20 protein-coding genes and 1 tRNA gene are annotated in these 21,320 nt (G+C 72.1%); 12 read left to right on the forward strand and 9 right to left on the reverse strand.

Annotated elements, in window-relative coordinates:
* Positions 1-128 precede the first annotated feature (128 nt).
* From tmk to ricT, 6 genes are all read left to right on the forward strand, one after another.
* Positions 129-2,387: a dTMP kinase gene (gene tmk, locus ABZS77_RS03155; RefSeq protein ID WP_354816257.1), complete on the forward strand. Its 2,259-nt coding sequence runs from the start codon at positions 129-131 to the stop codon at positions 2,385-2,387.
* A complete protein-coding gene (locus tag ABZS77_RS03160; protein ID WP_354816260.1) occupies positions 2,387-3,652 on the forward strand; it encodes a DNA polymerase III subunit delta' in 1,266 nt (421 codons plus the stop codon). Before tmk ends, ABZS77_RS03160 begins: the two co-directional genes overlap by 1 nt.
* A gap of 145 nt (positions 3,653-3,797) precedes the next feature.
* Positions 3,798-4,127: a YbaB/EbfC family nucleoid-associated protein gene (locus ABZS77_RS03165; RefSeq protein ID WP_354816263.1), complete on the forward strand. Its 330-nt coding sequence runs from the start codon at positions 3,798-3,800 to the stop codon at positions 4,125-4,127.
* Position 4,128: 1 nt separating this feature from the next.
* On the forward strand, positions 4,129-4,434 hold the full coding sequence (locus tag ABZS77_RS03170; RefSeq protein ID WP_354816266.1) for a hypothetical protein: 306 nt from the start codon (positions 4,129-4,131) through the stop codon (positions 4,432-4,434).
* On the forward strand, positions 4,434-5,114 hold the full coding sequence (locus ABZS77_RS03175; RefSeq protein WP_354816269.1) for a hypothetical protein: 681 nt from the start codon (positions 4,434-4,436) through the stop codon (positions 5,112-5,114). Before ABZS77_RS03170 ends, ABZS77_RS03175 begins: the two co-directional genes overlap by 1 nt.
* Before the next feature lie 279 nt (positions 5,115-5,393).
* Complete coding sequence (gene ricT, locus ABZS77_RS03180) at positions 5,394-6,233, forward strand: regulatory iron-sulfur-containing complex subunit RicT (RefSeq protein ID WP_354816272.1); 840 nt, start codon at positions 5,394-5,396, stop codon at positions 6,231-6,233.
* Between the two features lie 12 nt (positions 6,234-6,245).
* Here ricT and ABZS77_RS03185 read toward each other — a convergent pair whose 3' ends face one another.
* Positions 6,246-7,952: a metallophosphoesterase gene (locus ABZS77_RS03185; protein ID WP_354816275.1), complete on the reverse strand. Its 1,707-nt coding sequence runs from the start codon at positions 7,950-7,952 to the stop codon at positions 6,246-6,248.
* Between the two features lie 144 nt (positions 7,953-8,096).
* On the opposite strand from ABZS77_RS03185, the gene ABZS77_RS03190 reads away from it, so the two are divergent.
* Positions 8,097-8,173 (forward strand) — tRNA-Thr (locus ABZS77_RS03190).
* Between the two features lie 67 nt (positions 8,174-8,240).
* Here ABZS77_RS03190 and ABZS77_RS03195 read toward each other — a convergent pair.
* The 4 genes from ABZS77_RS03195 to ABZS77_RS03210 all read right to left on the reverse strand — a co-directional run bounded on the left by ABZS77_RS03195 (position 8,241) and on the right by ABZS77_RS03210 (position 12,778).
* Complete coding sequence (locus tag ABZS77_RS03195; RefSeq protein ID WP_354816278.1) at positions 8,241-9,587, reverse strand: tyrosine-type recombinase/integrase; 1,347 nt, start codon at positions 9,585-9,587, stop codon at positions 8,241-8,243.
* Between the two features lie 162 nt (positions 9,588-9,749).
* A protein-coding gene (locus ABZS77_RS03200; RefSeq protein WP_354817157.1) for an IS5 family transposase occupies positions 9,750-10,618 on the reverse strand; the annotation gives its coding sequence in 2 pieces (ribosomal slippage) (positions 9,750-10,282 and positions 10,282-10,618; 870 coding nt in all).
* Between the two features lie 414 nt (positions 10,619-11,032).
* Positions 11,033-11,893 (reverse strand): class I SAM-dependent methyltransferase, encoded by an 861-nt coding sequence (locus ABZS77_RS03205; protein WP_354816280.1) that lies wholly within the window; start codon positions 11,891-11,893, stop codon positions 11,033-11,035.
* A 591-nt stretch (positions 11,894-12,484) separates the two neighbouring features.
* Positions 12,485-12,778, reverse strand: coding sequence for a DUF1330 domain-containing protein (locus ABZS77_RS03210; protein ID WP_354816282.1), 294 nt, complete (start codon positions 12,776-12,778; stop codon positions 12,485-12,487).
* Positions 12,779-12,971: 193 nt separating this feature from the next.
* Here ABZS77_RS03210 and aroA point away from each other — a divergent pair, with 193 nt between their 5' ends.
* Positions 12,972-14,225, forward strand: a complete 1,254-nt coding sequence (aroA, locus tag ABZS77_RS03215) for a 3-phosphoshikimate 1-carboxyvinyltransferase (protein ID WP_354816285.1) — start codon at positions 12,972-12,974, stop codon at positions 14,223-14,225.
* A gap of 266 nt (positions 14,226-14,491) precedes the next feature.
* Here the strand turns inward: aroA and ABZS77_RS03220 are convergent, their stop codons facing one another.
* Positions 14,492-15,136 carry a class I SAM-dependent methyltransferase gene (locus ABZS77_RS03220; RefSeq protein ID WP_354816288.1) on the reverse strand — a complete coding sequence of 215 codons (645 nt, stop codon included), beginning with the start codon at positions 15,134-15,136 and terminating at the stop codon, positions 14,492-14,494.
* 71 nt (positions 15,137-15,207) lie between these two features.
* Between ABZS77_RS03220 and ABZS77_RS03225 the strand changes: the two genes are divergently transcribed.
* A complete protein-coding gene (locus ABZS77_RS03225; RefSeq protein WP_354816291.1) occupies positions 15,208-15,612 on the forward strand; it encodes a VOC family protein in 405 nt (134 codons plus the stop codon).
* Positions 15,613-15,631: 19 nt separating this feature from the next.
* Here ABZS77_RS03225 and ABZS77_RS03230 read toward each other — a convergent pair whose 3' ends face one another.
* Positions 15,632-16,249 (reverse strand): pyridoxamine 5'-phosphate oxidase family protein, encoded by a 618-nt coding sequence (locus tag ABZS77_RS03230; protein ID WP_354816294.1) that lies wholly within the window; start codon positions 16,247-16,249, stop codon positions 15,632-15,634.
* A gap of 152 nt (positions 16,250-16,401) precedes the next feature.
* On the opposite strand from ABZS77_RS03230, the gene ABZS77_RS03235 reads away from it, so the two are divergent.
* The 3 genes from ABZS77_RS03235 to ABZS77_RS03245 are packed head-to-tail and all read left to right on the forward strand — an operon-like array spanning position 16,402 to position 18,567.
* Positions 16,402-16,908, forward strand: a complete 507-nt coding sequence (locus ABZS77_RS03235; RefSeq protein ID WP_354816297.1) for a DUF2231 domain-containing protein — start codon at positions 16,402-16,404, stop codon at positions 16,906-16,908.
* A complete protein-coding gene (locus tag ABZS77_RS03240; protein ID WP_354816300.1) occupies positions 16,905-17,453 on the forward strand; it encodes an Hsp20/alpha crystallin family protein in 549 nt (182 codons plus the stop codon). Before ABZS77_RS03235 ends, ABZS77_RS03240 begins: the two co-directional genes overlap by 4 nt.
* 7 nt (positions 17,454-17,460) lie before the next feature.
* Positions 17,461-18,567 (forward strand): glycosyltransferase family 9 protein, encoded by a 1,107-nt coding sequence (locus tag ABZS77_RS03245; protein ID WP_354816303.1) that lies wholly within the window; start codon positions 17,461-17,463, stop codon positions 18,565-18,567.
* Between the two features lie 6 nt (positions 18,568-18,573).
* Here ABZS77_RS03245 and ABZS77_RS03250 read toward each other — a convergent pair whose 3' ends face one another.
* Both ABZS77_RS03250 and rfaE2 read right to left on the reverse strand, forming a co-directional pair.
* The gene (locus tag ABZS77_RS03250; protein WP_354816306.1) at positions 18,574-19,452 is read right to left on the reverse strand and encodes a glycosyltransferase family A protein; all 879 of its coding nucleotides are present in this window, start codon (positions 19,450-19,452) and stop codon (positions 18,574-18,576) included.
* Positions 19,449-21,257, reverse strand: a complete 1,809-nt coding sequence (gene rfaE2, locus ABZS77_RS03255) for a D-glycero-beta-D-manno-heptose 1-phosphate adenylyltransferase (RefSeq protein WP_354816309.1) — start codon at positions 21,255-21,257, stop codon at positions 19,449-19,451. Before rfaE2 ends, ABZS77_RS03250 begins: the two co-directional genes overlap by 4 nt.
* Positions 21,258-21,320 lie beyond the last annotated feature (63 nt).

Below are 21,320 nucleotides of genomic sequence, written 5' to 3' on the forward strand. Positions count from 1 at the left end.
CGATAAATGCGAAACACCCTCGCGTACGTCCGGGCTGCGGTCGGTGCCTCAAGCGGCCTAGGCTCAGCGAGCAGGAGAATGTCGCCGGTGGGGCGGCCCCCCACCGGGACTAGAGTGTTCCACCGGGAATGCCCAGCGATGGGCCGGCACGTGGAGGTACGGCCATCGAAAGCCAGAACAGCGGCGAGTCGCCCGGCGTGTCGCGCCCGGGAGACCAGTCGGGCAACGCCGCCAACCAGACCAACGGTGGCCAGGTCGATCCGTCCGGCTACGCCGCCATCCGCTCGGTGCTGCGCATCAGGCCGTTCCGCCGGCTCTGGATCGTGCTCGGCGCGGCCTCCTTCGGCGACTGGCTCGGCCTGCTGGCCACCGCACTCTTCGCCGCCTCGCAGGTGCAGGGCAGCACCGCCCAGGGCGCCGCGTTCGGTGGGGTCACCGCGATCCGGCTGCTGCCCGCGCTGGTGCTCGGGCCGGTGGCCGGCGTCTTCGCCGACCGGTTCGACAGGCGCTGGACGATGGTCATCTGCGACCTGCTGCGCTTCGTGCTCTTCGCCTCCATCCCGCTCTACGCCCTCAGCGGCGCCGCGGGCGGCCTGGTGGTCGGCTGGGCGCTCATCGCCACCTTCCTGATCGAGTCGCTCACCCTGCTGTGGATCCCGGCCAAGGAGGCCGCGGTCCCCAACCTGATCCCGCGGGCCCGGCTGGAAGCGGCCAACCAGCTCACCCTCATCACCACCTACGGCCTCACCCCGGTCGCCGCGGCCATCGGCCTCGCCGTGCTCGACCGCGGTGTCCGCGGCGCCGTGGGCGGCGACCTGCCCTCCTGGGCGGAGCCGGCCCAGCTCGCCCTCTGGTTCAACGCCTTCTCCCGGCTCGCCACCGCGCTGGTGGTGGCGTTCGGGATCAAGGAGATCAGCGAGGCGCAGCGCGGCGAGGCGGAGCGTGCCGAGCAGAGCATGTTCCGGCAGTTCTCCGAGGGTTGGAAGTACATCGGCCAGACCCCGCTCGTGCGCGGCCTGGTGCTGGGCATCTTCGGCGCGTTCGCCGGCGGCGGCATCGTGGTCGGCACGGCCAAGTTCTTCGCCAACTCGCTCGGTGCCGGTGACGCCGCGTTCTCGCTGCTCTTCGGCGCGATCTTCGTCGGCCTGGCGCTCGGCATCGGGCTCGGCCCGATGGTCGTCAAGGAGATGTCCCGGCGCCGCTGGTTCGGCATGAGCATCGTGCTCGCCAGCGCCGCCGTGATGACCCTCGCCTTCGCCATCCACCTGTCCATGGCGATCGTCGGCGCGGTGCTGGTCGGCGCGGGCGCCGGCATGGCCTTCCTGGCCGGCACCACCCTGCTCGGCGGCGAGGTGGCCGACGAGGTCCGAGGCCGGGTCTTCGCGGTGGTGCAGATCGGCACCCGGCTGGTGCTGATCCTGGCCATCGGGCTGAGCAGCGTGCTGGTCGGCGTCGGTGGCTCCCGCAAGCTGGAGATCGCCGACCTGGGCCTGTCCATCTCGTCGACCCGACTGCTGCTGCTCGCCGCCGGTGCCGCGGGCATCTTCGCCGGGATCAGCGCGTTCGGGCAGATGGACGACAAGAAGGGCGTACCGGTCCTCGCCGACCTGTGGGGCTCCATCCGGGGCCGTCCGCTGATGCCGTCCGAGCCGTTCGTCTCCGCCGGGCTCTTCGTGGTCTTCGAGGGCGGCGAGGGCGCCGGGAAGTCCACCCAGCTCACCGCGCTCGCCGAGCGGCTGCGCGAGCAGGGGTGCGACGTCGTCGTCACCCGCGAGCCCGGGGCCACCGGCGTCGGACAACGGATCCGGTCCCTCGTCCTGGACACCTCCGGCGACGACGCGCCGTCGCCACGCGCCGAGGCGCTGCTCTACGCCGCCGACCGGGCGCACCACGTGGCGACAGTCGTCCGCCCCGCGCTGGTCCGCGGTGGTGTGGTGATCAGCGACCGGTACGTCGACTCGTCCCTGGCGTACCAGGGTGCGGGGCGCACCCTCCCGGTCGACGAGGTCTCCTGGCTCTCCTCCTGGGCCACCGGTGGCCTCAAGCCCGACCTGGTGGTGCTGCTCGACGTCGAGCCGCAGACCGGCCTGTCCCGGGTGGCCTCGCGCAACACCGGCACCGACCGGCTGGAGGCCGAGTCCGTCGCCTTCCACGAGCGCGTCCGGTACGCCTTCCTCGACCTCGCCGCCGCCGACCCGAAGCGCTACCTGGTGCTCGACGCGTCCCGGCCGGTCGACGAGATCACCGGTCAGGTGGTCCGCCGGGTCGAGGAGATGCTCGGCAAGCCGGGCGGCATCGTGCACCCCCGCCCGGCGCAGGGCCCGGACACGTCGGTGCAGCCTGAGTTATCCGACGCGGAGCTGGTGACGATGGAGCACAAGACCTGATGCCCGACGTCTTCGCCGACCTGGTCGGTCAGGACGAGGCGGTCGCCGAACTGCGCCGGGCCGCCGCCGCGGCGGCGGCCGTGCTGCGCGCCGGTGCCGCCGACCGGGAACCCGCGCTGATCGCCGCCGGCCCGGCCAGCGACGCGCCAGTGGCCGCCGGTTCCGGTGGCGTGGACCCGTCCAGCGGGATGACCCACGCCTGGATCTTCACCGGTCCGCCCGGCTCCGGCCGCTCGGTCGCCGCACGGGCCTTCGCCGCCGCCCTCCAGTGCGCGTACGGCACCGGCTGCGGCGAGTGCCCCGGCTGCCACACCACGATGGGCGGCACCCACGCCGACGTGCGGATGGTGGTCCCCGAAGGGCTGTCCATCGGTGTCGGCGAGATGCGTGCGCTGGTCCTGCGTGCAGCCAGCACCCCGTCCGGTGGGCGGTGGCAGGTGGTGGTCATCGAGGACGCCGACCGGCTCACCGAGGCGGCCGGCAACGCGCTGCTCAAGGCGATCGAGGAGCCACCACCGCGTACGGTGTTCCTGCTCTGCGCCCCGTCCACGCACCCGGACGACGTCTCGGTGACCATCCGGTCGCGCTGTCGCGTCGTACCCCTGCGGCAGCCGCCGGCCACGGCGGTGGCCGAGGTGCTGGTCCGTCGGGACGGCATCGCGCCCGACGTGGCGCAGTGGGCGGCGGCGGCCGCGCAGGGGCACGTCGGTCGGGCCCGGCGGCTGGCCCGCGACCCGGAGGCGCGTAAGCGGCGCGAGGCGGTGCTCGCCGTCCCTCGCCGGCTGACCGGGGTCGGTGCGGCGTTCGACGCGGCGTCGGCGCTGATCGAGGCGGCCGAGGCGGAGGCCGAGGCCTCGGTCGCCGAATCGGACACCGCCGAGCGCACGGCACTGGAGACGGCGCTCGGCGCGGGCGGCACCGGGCGAGGCGCCGCCGGCGCGATGCGGGGTGCCGCCGGCCAGCTCAAGGAGTTGGAGAAGCGGCAGAAGTCCCGGGCCACCCGGGCGCAGCGCGACGCGCTGGACCGGGCGCTCGTCGACCTGGCCGGCTTCTACCGGGACGCGCTCACCATGGCGCTGCGCGCCCCCGTCGCCCCGGTGCACACCGACACGGCGGCGCTGGCCGGTGCCGGCGCGCAGAAGTGGGACGCCGAGGGGTCGCTGCGCCGCTTGGAGGCGGTGCTCGCCTGCCGGGCGGCGATCGAGGCGAACGTCAAGCCGCGGATCGCCGTCGAGGCGATGATGCTCGCCCTCTGGAAGGGCTGACCCCCAGCTCTCCGGCCCGTGGTCCCGCCCGGGGGACCGGCCATCCACAGGCATCGACACGCGCGATTGCTGTGCGGTACGGTCCGGTGTGCCGTGGTGACGGTGGCGGCACGCTCAGTAAGGGTCATCCGGGAGGAGTCGGCCGATGCCGCGGCGGGAGATCGACGAAGCCTGGATCGAGGAGGCGGTGCGGCGCTACCGCCGCATCGAGTCTCTCCAGGCCGAGTTCGACCAGGCGGTGTCGACCGTCGAGGTCACCGTCCGGTCGCCGGACGGGCTGGTCGAGGTGGTGGTCACCGCCGGTGGGCGGATCACCGACGTCCGGTTCCTCGGCCCGCTGCACACCCGCAGTCCGCGCGACGTGGCCGGTTCCGTACAGGCCGCCGTCACCGCCGCCGCCGACGCCGCCGAGTGGGCCCGGGAGAAGCTGCACAACGAGACGTTCGCCGCCTACCGACCGCTCGCGGGGGCCTGAGATGGACACGCTGCGCGCGCTCTCCGCCCGGCTGGACGAGGCGAGCGCCACTCTCACCACCCTGTCCCACCGGGTCACTGCCAGCGACCCGCCCCAGGTCGCGTTCGGCGCGGACGCCCCCGGCCGCCCCGGCGAGATCGGCCGGGCGCTGCACCGGCAGTGGGCCGCCGCCACCGACGACCGGGCACGTGAGGCGCGGGCCGCCGCCGTCCGGTTGGCCGCCGCCGCCTCGGCCGTCCGCGAGGCCGCCGACCGTTACGCCGAGGTCGACCGGGCCGCCCGCCGCCGGATCACCGGGGAGCCGTGATGGATCCCCTGGACCGGCTCGCCGAGCCCGGCCTGGACCTGCTGCACCGGGTGGACGCGCTGCTCGCCGCCGGCGTCCCCGAGGGCCACCGGGTCTGGCCGCTGCTGCGCCGCATGCAGGTGCTTCCGGGCGACGCGGTCCGCGGCTTCCTCGACCTTCATCCGGCGCCGCTCACCGGCGCCGGGCACGCCGTGCGCCGACTCGTCCGAGGGTACGACGACGTCTCCGCCGCGCTGACCGACCCGGTGCTGTGGTCCGGTCCGGCCGCCTCCGCGTACGGGCAGGAACGGGCCGCGCTGCTGCGTCACCTCGACGAGGGGCCGGACAGCCTGGTCGGCCGCCTCGAATCCACCGCCGGGTACGCGGACGCGCTCGCCGACTGGGTGGAGGGCAGCCGACTGGCCCTGGCCCGGACACTGGCCGACGTGCTGCGTTCGGCCGAGGCTGTCGCGGTGGTCGCCGCCACCGCCGCGGGTCCGCCGCTGCCGCCCGGGCCGGTCGGGCCGGGGGTGGCCGACGCGGCCGAGATCGCCGCGCGGGTGCTGGCGGTGCTCTGCGTCGCCTACGACGGCGCCGAGACGCTGCTGCGTCAGTGGGCGCCGAGTCTCACCGAGTCCGCCTGGCGACCGCCGGTGGACGGCAGGCCCCGCTACGGGCAGCCCACCCGGGTCGGCTGGTAGCCGCGCCCCGGACAGACCACGGCGCCGCTCGCGGGCGACCGGGTCGAGCCGGCGCCCACGGCGACGCCGTGGTCTTCCCCCTGCACCCCCCGCAGGTCTGCCTCCACTCAACGCCGTCCGGACGCGTTTGTCCCCTGCGCTGGCCGGGATTCAACCGTCTGGGCGAGGAGCAACGGCACGACGGGTCGCCCGGCAATAGGTCGATTCGACGGTCATGGATGGCGTCGGGCCGACGCCGGCCGGCGCGCTCTCGGCGGTGACCCGTCGTAGGGTGGGGGGATGGGCATGCTCTGCGCGGTCAGTTTCAACCGGTACGGGCGCCTCTACTACCTCGATCCGGGCGACCTGCGCCCGCAGGTCGGTGACCGGGTTCTCGTCCCGACCGACGACGGGCCCGAGGTGGCCGAGTGCGTCTGGGCCGCCCAGTGGGTGACCGAGGAGACCGACGGCTTCCCCCGCCTGGTGGGGCTGGCCGGTGACGACGATCTGCGTCGGGACGAGGCGCTACGCCGCCGCAAGGCCGAGGCCAAGGTGGCCGCGAAGCGCCTGATCCGCGCGCACGGCCTGCCGATGAAGGTGGTGGCCGTCGACCACGTGCTCGGTACCCCGGAGGGCGGCGGCGAACGCAGCACCGTCTACTTCACCGCGCCGCACCGGGTGGACTTCCGCTCCCTGGTCCGCGACCTCGGCGCCACCCTGCACTGCCGGGTGGAGCTGCGCCAACTCTCCGCCCGCGACTCGGCGCGGGTGCAGGGCGGCATCGGTTCGTGCGGTCGCGACCTGTGCTGCGCCACGTTCCTCACCGACTTCGAGCCGGTGACCATCCGGATGGCCAAGGACCAGGACCTGCCCCTGAACCCGCTGCGCATCTCCGGGGCGTGCGGGCGGCTGATGTGCTGCCTGAAGTACGAACATCCCCTGTACCAGCGATTCCAGGAGACCGCCCCGGCCGTGGGCAGTCGGGTCTCCACGCCCGAGGGCGACGGCCGGGTGGTCGGCCACAGCGTCCCGCGCGACGCCGTGACGGTCCGTCTGGACGCCGACGGTTCCCGCTGCTCCTGCTCCCGCGCGTCGGTCTGCGCCCCCCGTCAGGCCCACGACCAGCACTACACCCCCTGATCACCCGTACGGTCAGGGGAGGGTGATCGGGGGTTCGGCCAGGCGGGGGGTCAGCGGGGTCCCGGGGGTCAACCAGCTCGCCGTGGGGGACTGGTCGGGGTTGATCTGCCAGTCCCTGGAGACCCGGTCCACCGCGATCGGGTAGATGGTCAGCGTGCCGTCCGGGTCGATGCGCAGCCGCAGGAACGCCTTGGAGTCCTCGATGCCCTGGCCGGCGAAGAGTTCGTTGACGTTCACCCCGAACGCGCTCGCCACCAGCAGGTACGCGGCCACCACCTGACTGGACACCAACCCGATCACCGGGCCGTAGAGCACCGCCGCGGCGACCGCCGGCAGTGGCCACGGCCAGTCGTAGAACGGCAACGCCAACCAGACCCAGGTGCCCCCGGCGGCCAGCGTCACCTGGGCCACGCCGTGGCCGACGCCGAGAATCCAGTGCCGCGCGTGCCGCTTGCCGCTCGCGCTGGGCGGCTTGGCGAACAGGGCCGCCGCCACCACCGTCACGAGCACCATCGCCACCAGCGGAACGCTGAACAGCCGCTGGTTGGTGCTGTCGGCCCAGTTCGCGGTCGCGCCCGCCATGGCCAGCATCAGCAGGGTGTGCAGGGTGCCGAGCAGTGTGGCGAAGCCGGGGTTGCGGAACGGCAGCCGGCCGAAGATGCCCCAGCCGTAGCGGCGGGAGCGGGCCGCGTCCGGGTAGCGGGCGGCCAGGTCGTACGCCTCGGTGCGGCTGGCACGCCGCGTCGGGGTGTCCCGTGGCGGCACCTCGATGCGCTCGGGCAGCTTGTGGGTGGGGTACAGGTACGCGCCGCCGCCACCACAGGTGATCAACTGTCGGTCCGTGCCGGCGTAGCGGGCGTAGTGGTGCAGGTCGCCGGAGAGCAGCAACCGGACCTGCGCCCCCGTCGGGTCGATGATCGTCCGGACGAAGTAGTCGATCGAGTCGTACGCCGTCGGGTTGTCCGCCGCCTTGACCCACGTCGGCGCCGGCGCCGCGATGATCACCTTCGACTCGGGGCCGAGCCGGCGGGCCACCTCGTCGAAGTAGGCCAGCTGCGGGTCGTCCAGGTACGAGCCGGACTGGTCGTCCACACCCAGCAGCCACCAGCCCGCCGGCAGCTCGATCGCGAAGTACGACCGGGACTGCCCGGTACGCCAGCCGGCGAAGTTGCGGTCCCGGGAGCGGACGAACAGCCGCAGGAACGCGGTCAGACCGTCGTACCAGTCGTGGTTGCCGGGCACCGCGAACAGGGTGGGCTGCTCGGGCGGCAGCACGGGCAACGCGGCCTGGTAGGGGCCCTTGCAGCGGTCCTCGTACGAGGCGTACGCCGCCGACGGGTACACCTGGTCGCCGCCCATCACCAGGGTCTGCGCCCGGGGCAGCCGGTGCCCGTCCACAGTCAGCTCGGCCTGCGCCAGCAGGTATGCCACCGAGTAGGTCGCGTTGAAGCCGTCACCCAGGTCGGCGACGTAGTCCAGCCACACCCCGCCGTCCGGCCCGACCTGGCGGAAGACGCCGTCACCGAAAGCGTTCTGCAACTCCCGCTTGTCCAGGTACGCCCCGAAGAGCACCGCCAGCAGCGTACGGATGCCCGTGCTGATCAGCAGGAACGGCGCCAGCCACGGCACCGGCTTGCGCGGCGTGAAGCCCAACTCCAGCGGATCGGTGCTGCGTGGCCGTCGGACGGCCCGCTCGGGGTGGTCGCGTTCGTCGCTCACCCGCCGCAGCGTAGTACCGGACCCGATCATGCGCTGTCCGGTAAACGTCCAGATGGCGGCCGATGTCCGCTTGGTGATACGGGGGCGGGGAGGGGTATCCGGTTCGGCCGGCGGACGGGCGGTGCCGTACACTTGCTGATCGTTGCCGCCTTAGCTCAGTCGGCTAGAGCGACGCACTCGTAATGCGTAGGTCGACGGTTCGATTCCGTCAGGCGGCTCCACAAGGGCAAAGGCCCCGTGACCAGGCGAAACGTCACGGTCACGGGGCCTTTCTCGTTGCCCCGGAGATCAGCGGTCTGCGCGGTCCGTTGCAGCGTCGCGTTGCAGTAGCGCCGCGAGGTTGCCGTCCATGAGCGCGGACACCGCCCGGTCGACCGCCTCCCGCTTCACCTTCTGCGCTACGTCCACGTAGATCTGCGTGGTCGTGATCTGGGTGTGGCCCAGGATCTCCTGGACGATCCGGGTGTCGGTGCCGGAAGCGACCATCATCGTGCCGGCGGTGTGCCGGGCGGCGTGGAGCTTCGCGTCGGCGACGCCGGCCCGCCGGAGTAGCGCCTCCCACGCCCGCTGGTCGGTGCTCGCGTCGATCGCCCGGCCGTCCGGCTGCGCGAACACCAGACCATCGGCCTTCCACTTGAGGCCGAGTAGCTGCCGGTCCCGTTGCTGGCGCTCCCGGTGGGCGCGGAGCAGGTCGACCAGCACCGTCGGCAGCACGAGGGACCGGACGCTCTTCTCCGTCTTCAGCTCTACCTCGACCAGGCCGCCGCCGTGCCGCTTCGGGCAGTGCTGGGCGTGGCCAGTGCAGTCCGGCGGGCACGGTGGCGGGCACGGCCGGACGTGCAGCCGGCAACCGGCGCCCACCCGCCGGGCCGGGCACAGGTGCGGCCGAGGCCGGCACGACGCCTGATCCCGGCAGCCGTGCTCCCACCGGGGCGGGCACGCGGTGCGGTGCCGCTCGGCCACGCAGGCGACCGGGTCGTCGCAGCCGTGCTGCCACGTCCGCCGCTGGATCTGCTTCTCCAGCTCGACGGACGGCTCCTCGCCGCCGGGCGGGTCGAGGTGCACCGCCGTCCAGCGCAGGCCGAGCGTCTCACCCTGGCGGGGGCCGAGCAGCAGACCGAGGAGCCAGCGGGCAGCCAGCTCGTCGTCGGCGGCTGCGCGGATCACGGCTTCGGTCTCGGCGAGGGCCAACGCGTCGACCTTCTTGCCCCGGTAGCGGGGTGGTGGCATCAGGTCGCAGACGTTGCGGGACGCCTTGCCGCGGCGTACGGCGTCGTTGAGCGCCTTGCGGAGCATCCGGTGCGTCTTGTGGACGGTCGCCTCGGACAGGGTGACCGGCCCGCTGGCGGTCCGGCTGCCGCGCACGATGCGCGTCTCGCGCATCACCCGGTACATCGCTTCGACGTGCTCTGGCTCCAGGCGGCGGGTGTGCCCGTCGAGCCGCCACGCGCCGATGTTCGGCACGACGTAGCGGGTGATCAGCGCCCGGTACGCCGTGTAGGTGCCCCACGCCGAGTTCGGCTGGACAATGTTCTCCAGCCAGTGGGTCAGCCACTGCTCGACGGTCTCGATCTTCAGCGGAACGCCGCCGCCGCGCTTTCGACGCTCCAGCAGTTCGTCGACCTTCGCTGACACCTCGGTCGCGGTGCGGCCCTGCCGGTGCCGGCGGTCCAGCTTGCCGTTTCCAGGCCGTCATAGGGGAACCGGCGACGCCCAACGCTGACCATCGATGCTAGGCGTAACAGCAGCTTACAAGGCAGAGGGTCCGCTTTGGTCGACTAGGGCCTGTCCTGTCGATCATGGAAGCCAGATGATGGCGGCGATGAGGACGAGGCTGGCCTGGTAGAGCGATGCGCGTTTGGCGTAGCGGGTGGCTAGGTCACGCCATTGCTTGAGTCGGTTGAAGCAGCGTTCCACGACGTTGCGTTTGCGGTGAACCTGCTTGTCAAAGGCCGGTGGCCTGCCGCCCGCGCTGCCCTTGGCCACACGGCGGGCGACCTGGTCACTGCGTTCGGGGATGACGTGCCGGATACCTCGCTGGCGCAGGGCTCGGCGAGTCGAGTCATGCGCGTAGCCCTTGTCGGCGATTAGCACATCGGGTCGCTTGCGGGGCCGGCCCGGCCCTCGCTCGTTAACCCCGATCGCATCCAGCAACGCCAGGAGTTGGGGGTTATCGCCGGCCTGACCGGGCGTGAGCAGGATCGACAACGGCCGGCCACGTCCGTCGACCGCGAGGTGGATCTTCGTACTCAGTCCGCCTCGAGACCGGCCGATGGCCTCGCCATCCTGCGCACCAGGCGTCGCCGGACTTGAGGGGGAGCCCCCTTTTTGCGGGCACCAGCGGAATGCTGATGCGCCCGCACGACCGACGAGTCGATGCTGATCGTCCACTGCACCGGCGTGCCGTCATCATGGACCTGCGCCGCAGCGAGGATCCGATCCCACGTGCCATCCGCAGTCCACCGCCGCAACCGCTCGTGGCAGGTCTTCCACGGCCCGAAGCGTTCCGGCAAGTCACGCCACGGCGCACCCGTACGCAGCTTCCACAGAACCCCGTTGATGACCTGCCGGTGATCCCGCCACCGCCCCCGCGCACCACCCGACTCAGGCAGCAGCGGCGCGATCACCGCCCACGCCTCGTCAGTCAATTCACCACGACGTACCACCGGCACATCGTCAACGATCAACCACTACAAGATCGGCAGGACACGCCCTAGGCCCCCGCCGTTGATCAATACAACGCCAAGTGGCAGCGAAGGCGAGTAGTCAAGGCGGTGTATCTCGACGGACGTACCCGTACGTCGGCGGGCCGGTTGAACAACGAGGCGAGGTCGGCCAGCCGTCCTGGCAGTGTGGGGCACACAGGGGGCACAAGACACTGTCAAACGTCGTCAACCAGCCACCAACGATGACCATCCGAGACGCCGTGTGAGCAGGTGCCGGAAGGCGTCGCCGCTGGTAGCGGGGTAGCGGCTCATAGTTCCGCTTCAACGTCTGATCTCGAAGGCGTCCGGGCTCCCCGAGCAGCCAAGCGGGCGGCCGGACCTGGGAGCAGGAGCGGACAATTGTGGACCTGGACCTCAGGGCCGCAGCGCGCGGAGGAACGCTATGGCCGTCGTGCGGCGGGTAGGCGTCCTGGCAGCTGCCAGGGCAGCCATGTGCGCGTCGAGGCGCTCGCGCTCGTCGTCGGTCAGCGCGGCGGCGATGGCTTCGCCATACGTCGGGACCAGGGGGTTGGGGGCGACCCGCTTGATTTCGTCCCAGTCGGTGATCGGCTCGGCGGGTACGTCGAGCTGGGCGCGGTAGTCCAGCTCCACCGCCTCGAAGCCTGAGGTCTCTGCCCAGGTCATGAGGTCGCGCTCGTCGAAGTCGACCATGGGCTGTGTGCGCCCCTGGTACACGTTGCGGACCTTGGCGACCAGGTCGTGGACGGGGGAGCCGCCCAAGCCGAACAATTCGTCAGGGCGGTGCTGCAGCTGGAAGCGGTTGATGGGCTCGAAGAGGGAGAGCCTTCCGCCTGGCCGCAGCACTCGGAAGAACTCCGCGAACGCGGTGGCTTTGCGGTCGGAGTAGATGAGTACTGACCGGGTGGAGACGACGTCGACGGAGGCATCCGCAACGCCGGCAAGGTCCTCGGCCGGCGACCGTACGAAGCTGCACCGCTCATCGCCGTCGGCGATCCGCCGGCACTGGTCGAGCAGGTCCTCCGACACGTCGCTGAAGATGACACGGCCGTCCGGGCCCAGACGGTCGAGCGCACCGAACCCGATCAATCCGGTTCCGCATCCGACGTCGAGGAGGACGTCATCGGTTTTCAGATCGGCTCGGTCGAGGACGCCGTCACGGAACCACGCCAGGTCTGAGGCGTACCGGGTGCGCAGGGTGGCGCTTCCGCCGTCTCGGCGCGTCAACAACCACTGTGCCCACCTGTCGGTCGTCATCGGGTCACGATAGTGCCGGCCCGAGCACCGCACTGGCCCGTCGCACAGCGATAGCGGGTCACCTGCCGGCCCGGCGGCTGACCCGCCTGCGCCGCGGAGCGGAACCCCCCCAAGATCCGGAACATGCGCGGAACGATCAGGGATGGTATGTGTCGGGCAACCAGCGCTTCCGCCGCTCAGAGTGCCATTGCAGCTTGCAACGCAACTGCCTTCCTAAACCGTGTGTCGCAGGCGAGCAGCCAACGGAGCAGCCAAGCCGGCGACCAGCGGCGGACAGCGGCGGACCGCAGGCGCAGGTGGACGAGGGCCAGGACCACGCCGACCAGCAGCCCGCGACCGACTCGTAATGCGTAGGTCGACGGTTCGATTCCGTCAGGCGGCTCGGTACGGAAGCCCAGGTCATCGACCTGGGCTTCGCCGTTTCCGGAGGTCGACAACACCGCCGCCGGCCAGTCCGAACCTGGCCCGCATCCCGCTCGGCGACCGCCTCGTCCCGCCGGTCAACATCAACCTGTCGCCCGCCGCGCGGAGGCCAGCCGGAGCCGGTCTACCGGCGGCGGCAGTCGAACGCCGAGCCGACCGAGCCTCCGGTCAGTCGACGCCCTCGATGATGCGGAAGTCGCGCTCGACGCCGTCGGAGAGGGCGACCAGCGCCTCCTGGTAGGCCTCACTCTCGTGTGCCGCGACGGCCTGTTCAAAGCTGTCGAACTCGATCAGGACGGTGCGCTCGGCGATTCCGGCGTCGTGTGCGACGACCCGACCGCCACGGGCGAGGAGCCGCCCGCCCCCGGCTTGCACGGCCGGACCGGCCAGCTTGTTGTAGGCAGCAAGCTTCTCAGGGTCTGAAATGGTGTGGTACGCACTGACCCAGTAGCCCTTGGCCACGGAACCTCCAGCGTTCGAAAGTGCAGATCTGGCGATCTGTCGGGCAGATTCCAGTGAGATCACCCTTTCATCATCCTGAGTTTGCCGTGCCACCCACGTGCCGGTAGCCAGTACCACAGACGGTCACCAACGGGCGCGGCAAGTAGACTGTTGCCGTTCTTCCGGGCGGCGGGAGACGGCAGAGGTGGGAACTTTGACGAACGTACCGATTCCCGGATCGAAGTCCGTCACGGCTCGAGCGCTCTTCCTCGCGGCCATGGCGGAGGGCACCTCGCGACTGACCGGTGCCCTGGATTCCGACGACACGCAAGCGTTCCGATCCGGGCTGCGTGCACTCGGCTACCGGGTCTCCGACACCGACGAGGTCTGGCGCATCGACGGCGACCCGGCCGGTCCGCCCTCCCGTTCCGCCGATGTCTACTGTCGCGACTCCGGCACGACGTCCCGCTTCCTTCCCGCTCTCGCTGCCCTCGGAGACGGCGAGTTCCGGTTCGACGCCTCGCCACAGATGCGCCGACGCCCGGTCGGGCCGATGACCGCCGCGCTGCGGGAGCTCGGCGCCGATCTCCGATTCGAGGACCGCGACGATCATCTGCCCGTCGTCATCGACGCCCGCCGACTGCGCGGTGGCAGGCTCCGCCTCGACGCCTCCATCTCCTCGCAGTTCCTCACCCCGCTCCTGATGGCCGCGCCGGCCATGACGGAGGGCTTGGAAGTGCAGGTCACCGGCATGGTGTCGCGGCCGTACGTGGAGATGACGGTCCGGATGATGCGCGACTTCGGCGTGTCGGTCGAGCGGGCCGACGACACCTTCACGGTGCCCCCGCAGCGGTATGCGGCCCGCGACTACCGCGTCGAGCCGGACGCCTCGACGGCCAGCTACTTCTTCGCGGCCGCGGCCCTGACCGGCGATTCCGTCACCGTTCCGGGCCTCGGCACCGAGGTCGTGCAGGGCGACATCGCATTCGTCGACATCCTTCGCCGGATGGGCGCCGACGTGACAGTCGACAGTGACCGGACCACGGTCACCGGAACCGGCCGGCTCACCGGGCTGACCGTGAACATGCGTGACATCTCCGACACCATGCCGACGCTGGCGGCAATCGCCCCCTACGCCGACGGTCCGGTGCGAATCGAGGACGTCTACAACACTCGCGTGAAGGAATGCGACCGGCTCGACGCCTGCGCCAAGAACCTGGACGCAATGGGCATCGAGGTGGCAACGGGCCGCGACTGGATCGAAATTCGGCCCGGCCGACCCAGGCCCGCGCTGATCGATTGCCATGCGGATCATCGGATCGCCATGGCTTTCAGCGTCACCGGGCTCCGCGCCGATGGCATCGAGCTCGACGATCCGGAATGCGTGAAGAAGACGTTCCCCGAATTCCACCAGGTCTTCGGCGAATTGCGGGAGCAGTGGAGTCGTACCGCCGCCCACCGCGGTTGATCGCAGCGGTATCCGCAGGCTGCGCGTATGGTCGTCGCTTCCGGTTCGCCGACGACCACCGCGCGGTCCGTCCGCTCCCGGCGGGCGGCGCGCTCCCAGGGTCCGAACCCTGCATGATCACGCTCGATCCGGGATCTAGTGGCATTGACGCGGCGGTGAGACCACTACATCCAGGATCGAGCACGATCTTGCCGGGGTGCCGCGCCGCCGGGGTGCCGCGCCGCAGGGTCGGCGCGTTGCCAGGGCACGGGCATCCGGGCGTGAGTTCAGGGCTCCCGGCGGGCGAAGATGATCGCGCCGAGCTTGCTCTCCGGCGATGTGAGGGTCGTCTCCGACTCGACCCGGAATCCGCTCTCCCGCAGTCGGGCGGACACCTGGGCCGGCTGGCGGCGATGCACCCGGATCTTCATGGGGTGGCCGCCGTAGCCCTCCGTCTTGAGGGTCGTTTCGTCGCCCACGTGGAAGCCGAGCAGCAGCGGACCGCCGGGGCGTACCACCCGCCGGAAGTGCGCGAGGACCCCGCCGAGTTGGTCGTCGGGGATGTGGATGAGCGAGTACCAGGCGATCAGGCCGGCCACGGAGCCGTCGGTCAGAGCGAGGTCGGTCATCGAGCCGACCGTGAACCCGAGGTCCGGGTGGTCGCGGCGGGCCACGGCGATCATCCCGGGCGACAGGTCGATCCCGAAGGCGTCGACGCCGAGTGTGTGCAGGTGGGCGGTGATGCGCCCCGGCCCGCAGCCGACGTCGGCGACAGGTCCACCTCCGGCGGTGGCCACCAGTTCGGCGAACAGCGCCAGGGCGGCTCGTTCGTACGGTGCGTCCGCCAGGAAGTCGCGCACCAGGTGCGTGTAGTCGACGGCGACCGTGTCGTAGGAGGTGCGGGTGTCTGCCAACCAGTCGTCTACGGTCACCACGGCCACGCTAGTTCAGCGAATACTGGTGCGGTGACCGTGCCCGTCCACGTTTCTGGAGGCGCCCGACAATGACCTTCGCGCCGGTGACCGTCTGCCTGCCCATCGCCGACCGTCCCACCTCGTACCGCTTCTACCGGGACGGCCTCGGCCTCGACGCGGTGGGCGAGCTGGCCGACGACGGCCTTCCGGAGCCGTTGCAGTTCGTGGTCAACGACGGGCTGCGGCTGATGCTGATCCCGACCGGCGGCTTCGGCTGGGTGATCGGTGCGAACGAGGTCGCCGTGCGGGGGCAGAGCGAGTGCGTGCTGAGCCTCGGCGTCGCCTCGACCGCCGATGTGGACGCGACAGTCGAGCGGGCACGCGCCGCCGGTGCAGAGGTGGTCACCGAGCCGACCGCGCAACCCTGGGGGTACGAGGGCACCGTGGCCGACCCGGACGGTCACCTGTGGACGGTGTCGGCCGTCCCGGAGTGAGCGGTGCGGGTGGTCCCGGTCAGGCGTAGATGGTCTTCGCGTACTCCGGGCCGTAGTGCCGTTCCAGGTCTTCCAGGCTCTCCGCCGGCGCCTCGACCTCCTTGATCAGTCGGGCGCGGGTCGGCAGCGCGTCCGGCTGCCAGGTCTCCGGCCGCCACAGCTCGGAGCGCAGGAACGCCTTCGCGCAGTGGTAGAAGATCTGCTCGATCTCCACCACGACGGCGAGGATCGGCCGGTGCCCCTTGACCACCATGTCGTCGAACCAGGGCGCGTCGCGCACGAGCCGGGCGCGCCCGTTGATCCGTAGCGTGTCGGTGCGGCCGGGGATCATGAAGAGCAGCCCCACGTGCGGGTTGTCGAGGATGTTGCGGTAGCCGTCGGCCCGCTTGTTGCCCGGCCGCTCGGGGAGCGCGATGGTGGTGTCGTCGAGCACCAGGGCGAACCCGGCCGGGTCACCCTTGGGCGACACGTCGCAGGTGCCGTCCGCCCCGGCCGTGGCCACGAGGCAGAACGGCGAGGCGGCCAGCCAGTCGCGGTCGCGCTCGTGCAGTCGGGGGCGGTCCTTGTTGGCGGCTCTCGGGTGCGGCACGCCGAGCAGGTCGCGCAGTTCCTCGTGTGAGGTGATCTCCACCGTCACGTCGATCCTCCTCGACCGTTGAGTCGGTGGCGGGTACCACCATTCGCCAGCCTATGCCGCCGTGACCAGCGCGAGGTTTGCGCCGGGTCTTCGGGGGTACGGCCGCCGTAGGAGACCGTCGCGCAGTGCAGCCGACACGTGGAGGCCCGGAGATGGAGAGCCGACTCAAGGTGCTGGGTCACCCAGTCCATCCGATGCTTGTCATGTTTCCGGTCGCGCTGCTGGTCACCGCCGTGTTGTTCGACGTGGTGGACACGGTCGGCGGTCCCGACTTCCTCGGCGAGGTCGCGTACTGGAACATCACTGTCGGTCTGATCGGCGGCCTGCTCGCGGCGGCGGCCGGCTCCTTCGATCTGCTGGCGATCCCGACCGGCACCCGCGCCAAGCGGGTGGGTCTGCTGCACGCGGGGGCGAACGTCGCGGTGATCCTGCTCTTCGCGGCTGTCTGGGCGGTCCGGCTCAACGCGGACTCCCGGGCCGCAGGTGGCGCCCTTGTCGCGATCGAGATCGTCGCCGTGGCGATCCTGGGTATCAGTGCCTGGCTCGGCGGCGAGCTGGTCGACCGGCTCGGCGTGGGCGTCGACAGGGACGCCGGCCTGGACGCGCCCAGCTCCCTGCGGCCGACCACGGCCCCTCAGCGGATCGGAGAGGTGAGATGAGCGAGCAGCAGAGCGGCGGTTTCAGTCGGGGGTGGCGAGGCCGCCAGCAGGGCTGGGACCCGATGGGAGAGTTGCAGTCGTTGCGCGCCGAGCTGAGTCGCCTGGTGGGTGGCCGGTCCGCGTCGTCAGACGTCGAGCTGACCGAGACCTCCGACGGTTGGGAGGTAATCGTCCGGCTGCCCGGCGTGGCGCCGGAGGAGGTGGCGGTCGAGCTGGACGACCGGGAGCTGTGCGTGCGGGCCCGCTCCGAGGCGGAGGTCAACGCCGACCAGGGCATCCCTGGCGGCTTCGAGACGCGGGGCTTCGAGTACCGGATCGACCTGCCGTCCCGGGTCGACCCCGACGGCATCGACGCCGTCATGGACCACGGGCTGCTGCGCGTCCGGGTGCCCCGTGCGACGCGGCCCACGCCGCGCACCATCACCGTCGGCCGCACCGGGCCGCGTTCCGGCAACCTCTCCGGGGGTACGCCGTTGCCCGCCGATCCTGCTGCGGACCGGGAGCTGCACCACCCGGACACCGCCGGCGAGATCGACAGGCCGTAGCGGCCGCGTGGCCACCCCGTCCCTGCTCGGTCCGACGGCTGGGCGCGTCCCCGACGTGCGGCGGATCGCCGTGCTGCGCGCGAACGCGCTCGGTGACTTCGTGTTCGCGTTGCCGGCGCTCGACGCGCTGCGTGCCGCGTACCCCTCGGCGGAGATCGTGTTGCTGGGTGCGCCGTGGCACGTGAAGCTGTGGCGGAACCGGCCCGGTCCGGTGGACCGGGTGCTGGTGGTGCCGCCCGCGCCCGGCATCCGTACGCCGGAGCCGGGTGAGCCGGAGTCGTCGATCGACGACTTCGTGGCCGCCGCCGTCGGTGCGGACTTCGACGTGGCGGTGCAGATCCACGGCGGTGGCGCGAACTCGAATCCGTTGGTCAGTCGGCTTGGCGCCCGGCTGACCGTCGGCCTGCGCGCCGACGACGCACCGCCGCTGGACCGGTGCCTGCCGTACATCTACTACCAGCACGAGGTGATCCGCTACCTGGAGGTGGTCGGGTTGGTGGGCGCCCCGGCGACCACCATCGTGCCGACGCTGGCCGTCACCGGCGACGACCGGGCCGAGGCGGCCCGGGTGCTCGGGCCGGCCGACCGGCCCCGGGTGGCGCTGCACCCGGGAGCCACCGACACCCGCCGCCGCTGGCCCGCCGAGCGTTTCGCCGAGGTGGCCCGTGCGCTGCACGACGACGGGTACGAGGTGCTGGTGACCGGTACGCCCGCCGAGCAGGAGGTGGTGGACCGGGTCGTGGCGGCGGCCGGGGTGCCGGTCCGACCGCAGGTGGGCACGTTGAGCCTCGGCGGGCTGGTCGGTTGCTACGCCGACTGCGCCCTCGTCGTCTCCAACGACACCGGCCCGGTGCACCTGGCCGCCGCGGTGGGTACGCCGACGGTGGGCATCTTCTGGGTCGGCAACCTGATCACCACGGCGAATCCGCTGCGTGGCCGGCACCGGCCGATCAGCTCCTGGATGGTGCACTGCCCGGTCTGCGGGGTGGACTGCACGCCGGGCATCTACCCGCACCGGCCCGGCGACGGTGACTGCCCGCACCGCGACTCGTTCGTCACCGACGTGCCGGTGATCGAGGTGCTGGAGGCCGCTCGGGACCTGCTCGGCGGGTGACGGCGCTCAGGCCGGCTGCGGGGTGTCCTCGTCGGCGAGGACGACCTCCCACGCCTCCACGTCCCGTTCTGTGACCGTGGTGGGGGACTCCAGGTGGTAGGCGCCGCTGGGCAGGATGCCCGCCCCACCGTGCCGGGCCAGCACGGCGAGCTGGGCGGCGACGTCCTCGCCCTGGTGCTTCTCGTGCACCCGGCGCCAGAAGTCGAACCCGCCGGAGTCGACGAGCTTCGCCCGGTCGTAGAGCACGCACCCGCCGATCCAGGAGACCTTGTACGCGCGCCACGCCCCGGGTGGCAGTGCCACCTGTGCCGTGACGTGCAGCAGGTTGGCCGCCGAGTGAATCCGCGCGCGGTCCCACTGCGGGGTGCCGGGCCGGATCCGCTCCGGGGTGGGTGGCCCGGTCCACTCCTCGTAGTGCCCGTGCGTCTCCGGTCGGACGTCGTCGACGTACGACAGGCCGTGCACGCCGTTGCCGACGAACCCGCAGCCCAGCTCCTCGATCGCGACGACCAGTCGGTGCAGAGCCCCCGGTTCCAGCCAGACGTCGTCGTCGAGGGTGAGGACGTACCGGGCCGCCGAGGCGGCGAGCAGGTACGCGCGGTGTTCGGCCAGCCCGCGCCGGGGCAGCCGGCGGGTCAGCAGCACCGGGTGGCCCCGATGCCGGAGCGCCCGGACCATGGTGGCCGCCGCCGGGTGGGCGTACGCGGGGTCGCCGTCGGACTGGTCGCTGACCACCACCCCGAACCCGGGCACCTCGTCCTGGGCGGCGAGCCCGGCCAGGGTCACCGCCAGTTCGGCCGGCCGGTTGCGGGTGGGGATCAGCACATCGACCAGCCGCCCGGTACGGAAGTCCGCAGGCGTGTCGAGGTCCAGGGGGCGGTTCACGACGCGCGGGTGCGGGTGTCCACCGGCGGGTCGGTTTCCCGGGCCGGCTCGGGTTCCCGGTCCTGGCTGTGCGCCCGGATCCGCTCGATGATCGCGGATGTGGACCGGTCCGGCACGTACCCCAGGGTGCGCACCTGACCGCCCAGCCGGCGCACCAGCGGCGCCTCGGGCACCAGCTCCGGTGGGTAGTCGCCGCCCTTGACGTACACGTCGGGGCGGACGGCCTCGATCAGCTCGGCGGGTGAGTCTTCCTCGAAGACCACCACGTGGTCCACGCAGGACAGCGCGGCGAGCAGGGCGCCACGGTCCTCGACCGGGTTGACCGGCCGGTCCGGGCCCTTCAGGCGGCGGACGCTGCCGTCGGAGTTGACCGCGACGATGAGCAGGTCGCCCAGGGCGCGGGCCTGTTCCAGGTAGCGGACGTGTCCCCGGTGCAGCACGTCGAAGCAGCCGTTGGTGAACACCACCGACCGTCCCGCCTCGCGGTGCTCGGCGACGAGCGCCTCCAACTCGTCGGTGCCGACCAGCGAGGGATGCCCGGCGGCGTCCGGCGGCAGGTCGAGCGCGGTCAGCAGGTCCTCGCGCCGGCACACGCAGGTGCCGGTGTCGGAGACCGTGATGGTGGCGGCCAGCTGAGCGAGCTGCGCGGCGGTGGGCAGCGGCGCGTCGGCGGCCAGCGCCAGCGTCATCGCCGCCAGGTACGCGTCGCCGGCGCCCACGGCGTGGCTCGCCGGAACGGGCGTGCTGTGGCTGCGCCGCCGCTCCCCGTCGGCGCCGCCGACCACCGCGCCCTCGGTGTCCAGGGTCACCGCGACCACGTCCGCCCCGGTGTGCGCGCGTAGTTCGGCGAGGCGTGACTCGGCCAGTACGGCCCGGTCGACTCCCGCCCCGGCCTCGGTGTTCACGGTGACGCCGGTGCCGGTGACGCTGAGCCCGTCACCGGTCAGGGCGACCCGGCCCTCGCCCGGTGTGGGCTCACCGACCGGCCCGGGGCGGTCGTCGCCGTCGTCGGCGCGGGCTCCGCCCGGTGCGGCGCCGACGCTCAACTCGGACGGGCCGTCGGCCGGGTCGTGGTCGGGGTGTTCCAGGTGCAGGCCGGTCGCCGGTCGCGTCGCACCGCCGGCGCGGGCCAGCAGTCGGGTCGCCTCGGCGAAGCTGGGGGTGACCACGGTGGGCGCGAGGCCCCGCCAGTCGGCCAGGTCGTGGGCGTCCAGCGCGACGGTGGCGTACCGCTCCCGCTGCTCGACCAGCCAGGCGCGCACCGGCGCGGGCAGCGCACCGAGACCGTAGTCGCAGACCACCAGGGTCGGGGCCTCCCCGCCAGCGGCGGCCCGCAGCTCCTCGGTGGCGCAGTCCAGGGCGGTGAGCAGCCGGCTCACGCCCTCCGGGTCGAGGGCGTCGTCCGGGTCGCCGGAGTCCTCCCGGAGCAGGATCTGGTTGCCGGCCAGCATCCGCCGCTTCACCGGGGTGGGCCGGCCCGGCTGGTTGACCGTACGGTCCCAGACGCCGGCGCGGTCCAGGCAGTCGTGCAGTTCGTCGCCGGCGACGTCCGCGCCCACGGGTGCGACCAGCACGGCCCGGCCGCCCAGGGTGGCCACGTTGACCGCGGTGTTCGCGGCCCCGCCGGCGGCGGAGATCCGCCGACGCAGGGTGAGGACCGGGGCGGGTGCCTCCCGGCACAGCCGGTCGGACTCGGCGAACCGCCACTCGTCCAACATGGCGTCGCCGACGACGAGGACCGGGCGTCCGAGCCAGCTCTCCACGACGGTGGCGAGCCGGCGCTGCTCCGCTGCTGCTCCTGCCATGCCGCCCCGGGTCCCCAGCGGCCTGCCGGACAAACCTGCGCGGCGACGGGTCGTGCCCTTCCT

The organism is Micromonospora sp. NPDC005298, from assembly GCF_040607375.1.
GTDB lineage: Bacteria > Actinomycetota > Actinomycetes > Mycobacteriales > Micromonosporaceae > Micromonospora.

Coding starts and splice junctions, on each gene's coding strand:
- tmk (WP_354816257.1), top strand. CDS start 129: ATGCCCAGCGATGGGCCGGCACGTGGAGGTACGGCCATCGAAAGCCAG.
- ABZS77_RS03160 (WP_354816260.1), top strand. CDS start 2,387: ATGCCCGACGTCTTCGCCGACCTGGTCGGTCAGGACGAGGCGGTCGCC.
- ABZS77_RS03165 (WP_354816263.1), top strand. CDS start 3,798: ATGCCGCGGCGGGAGATCGACGAAGCCTGGATCGAGGAGGCGGTGCGG.
- ABZS77_RS03170 (WP_354816266.1), top strand. CDS start 4,129: ATGGACACGCTGCGCGCGCTCTCCGCCCGGCTGGACGAGGCGAGCGCC.
- ABZS77_RS03175 (WP_354816269.1), top strand. CDS start 4,434: ATGGATCCCCTGGACCGGCTCGCCGAGCCCGGCCTGGACCTGCTGCAC.
- ricT (WP_354816272.1), top strand. CDS start 5,394: ATGGGCATGCTCTGCGCGGTCAGTTTCAACCGGTACGGGCGCCTCTAC.
- ABZS77_RS03205 (WP_354816280.1), bottom strand. CDS start 11,893: ATGACGACCGACAGGTGGGCACAGTGGTTGTTGACGCGCCGAGACGGC.
- ABZS77_RS03225 (WP_354816291.1), top strand. CDS start 15,208: ATGACCTTCGCGCCGGTGACCGTCTGCCTGCCCATCGCCGACCGTCCC.
- ABZS77_RS03235 (WP_354816297.1), top strand. CDS start 16,402: ATGGAGAGCCGACTCAAGGTGCTGGGTCACCCAGTCCATCCGATGCTT.
- ABZS77_RS03240 (WP_354816300.1), top strand. CDS start 16,905: ATGAGCGAGCAGCAGAGCGGCGGTTTCAGTCGGGGGTGGCGAGGCCGC.
- rfaE2 (WP_354816309.1), bottom strand. CDS start 21,257: ATGGCAGGAGCAGCAGCGGAGCAGCGCCGGCTCGCCACCGTCGTGGAG.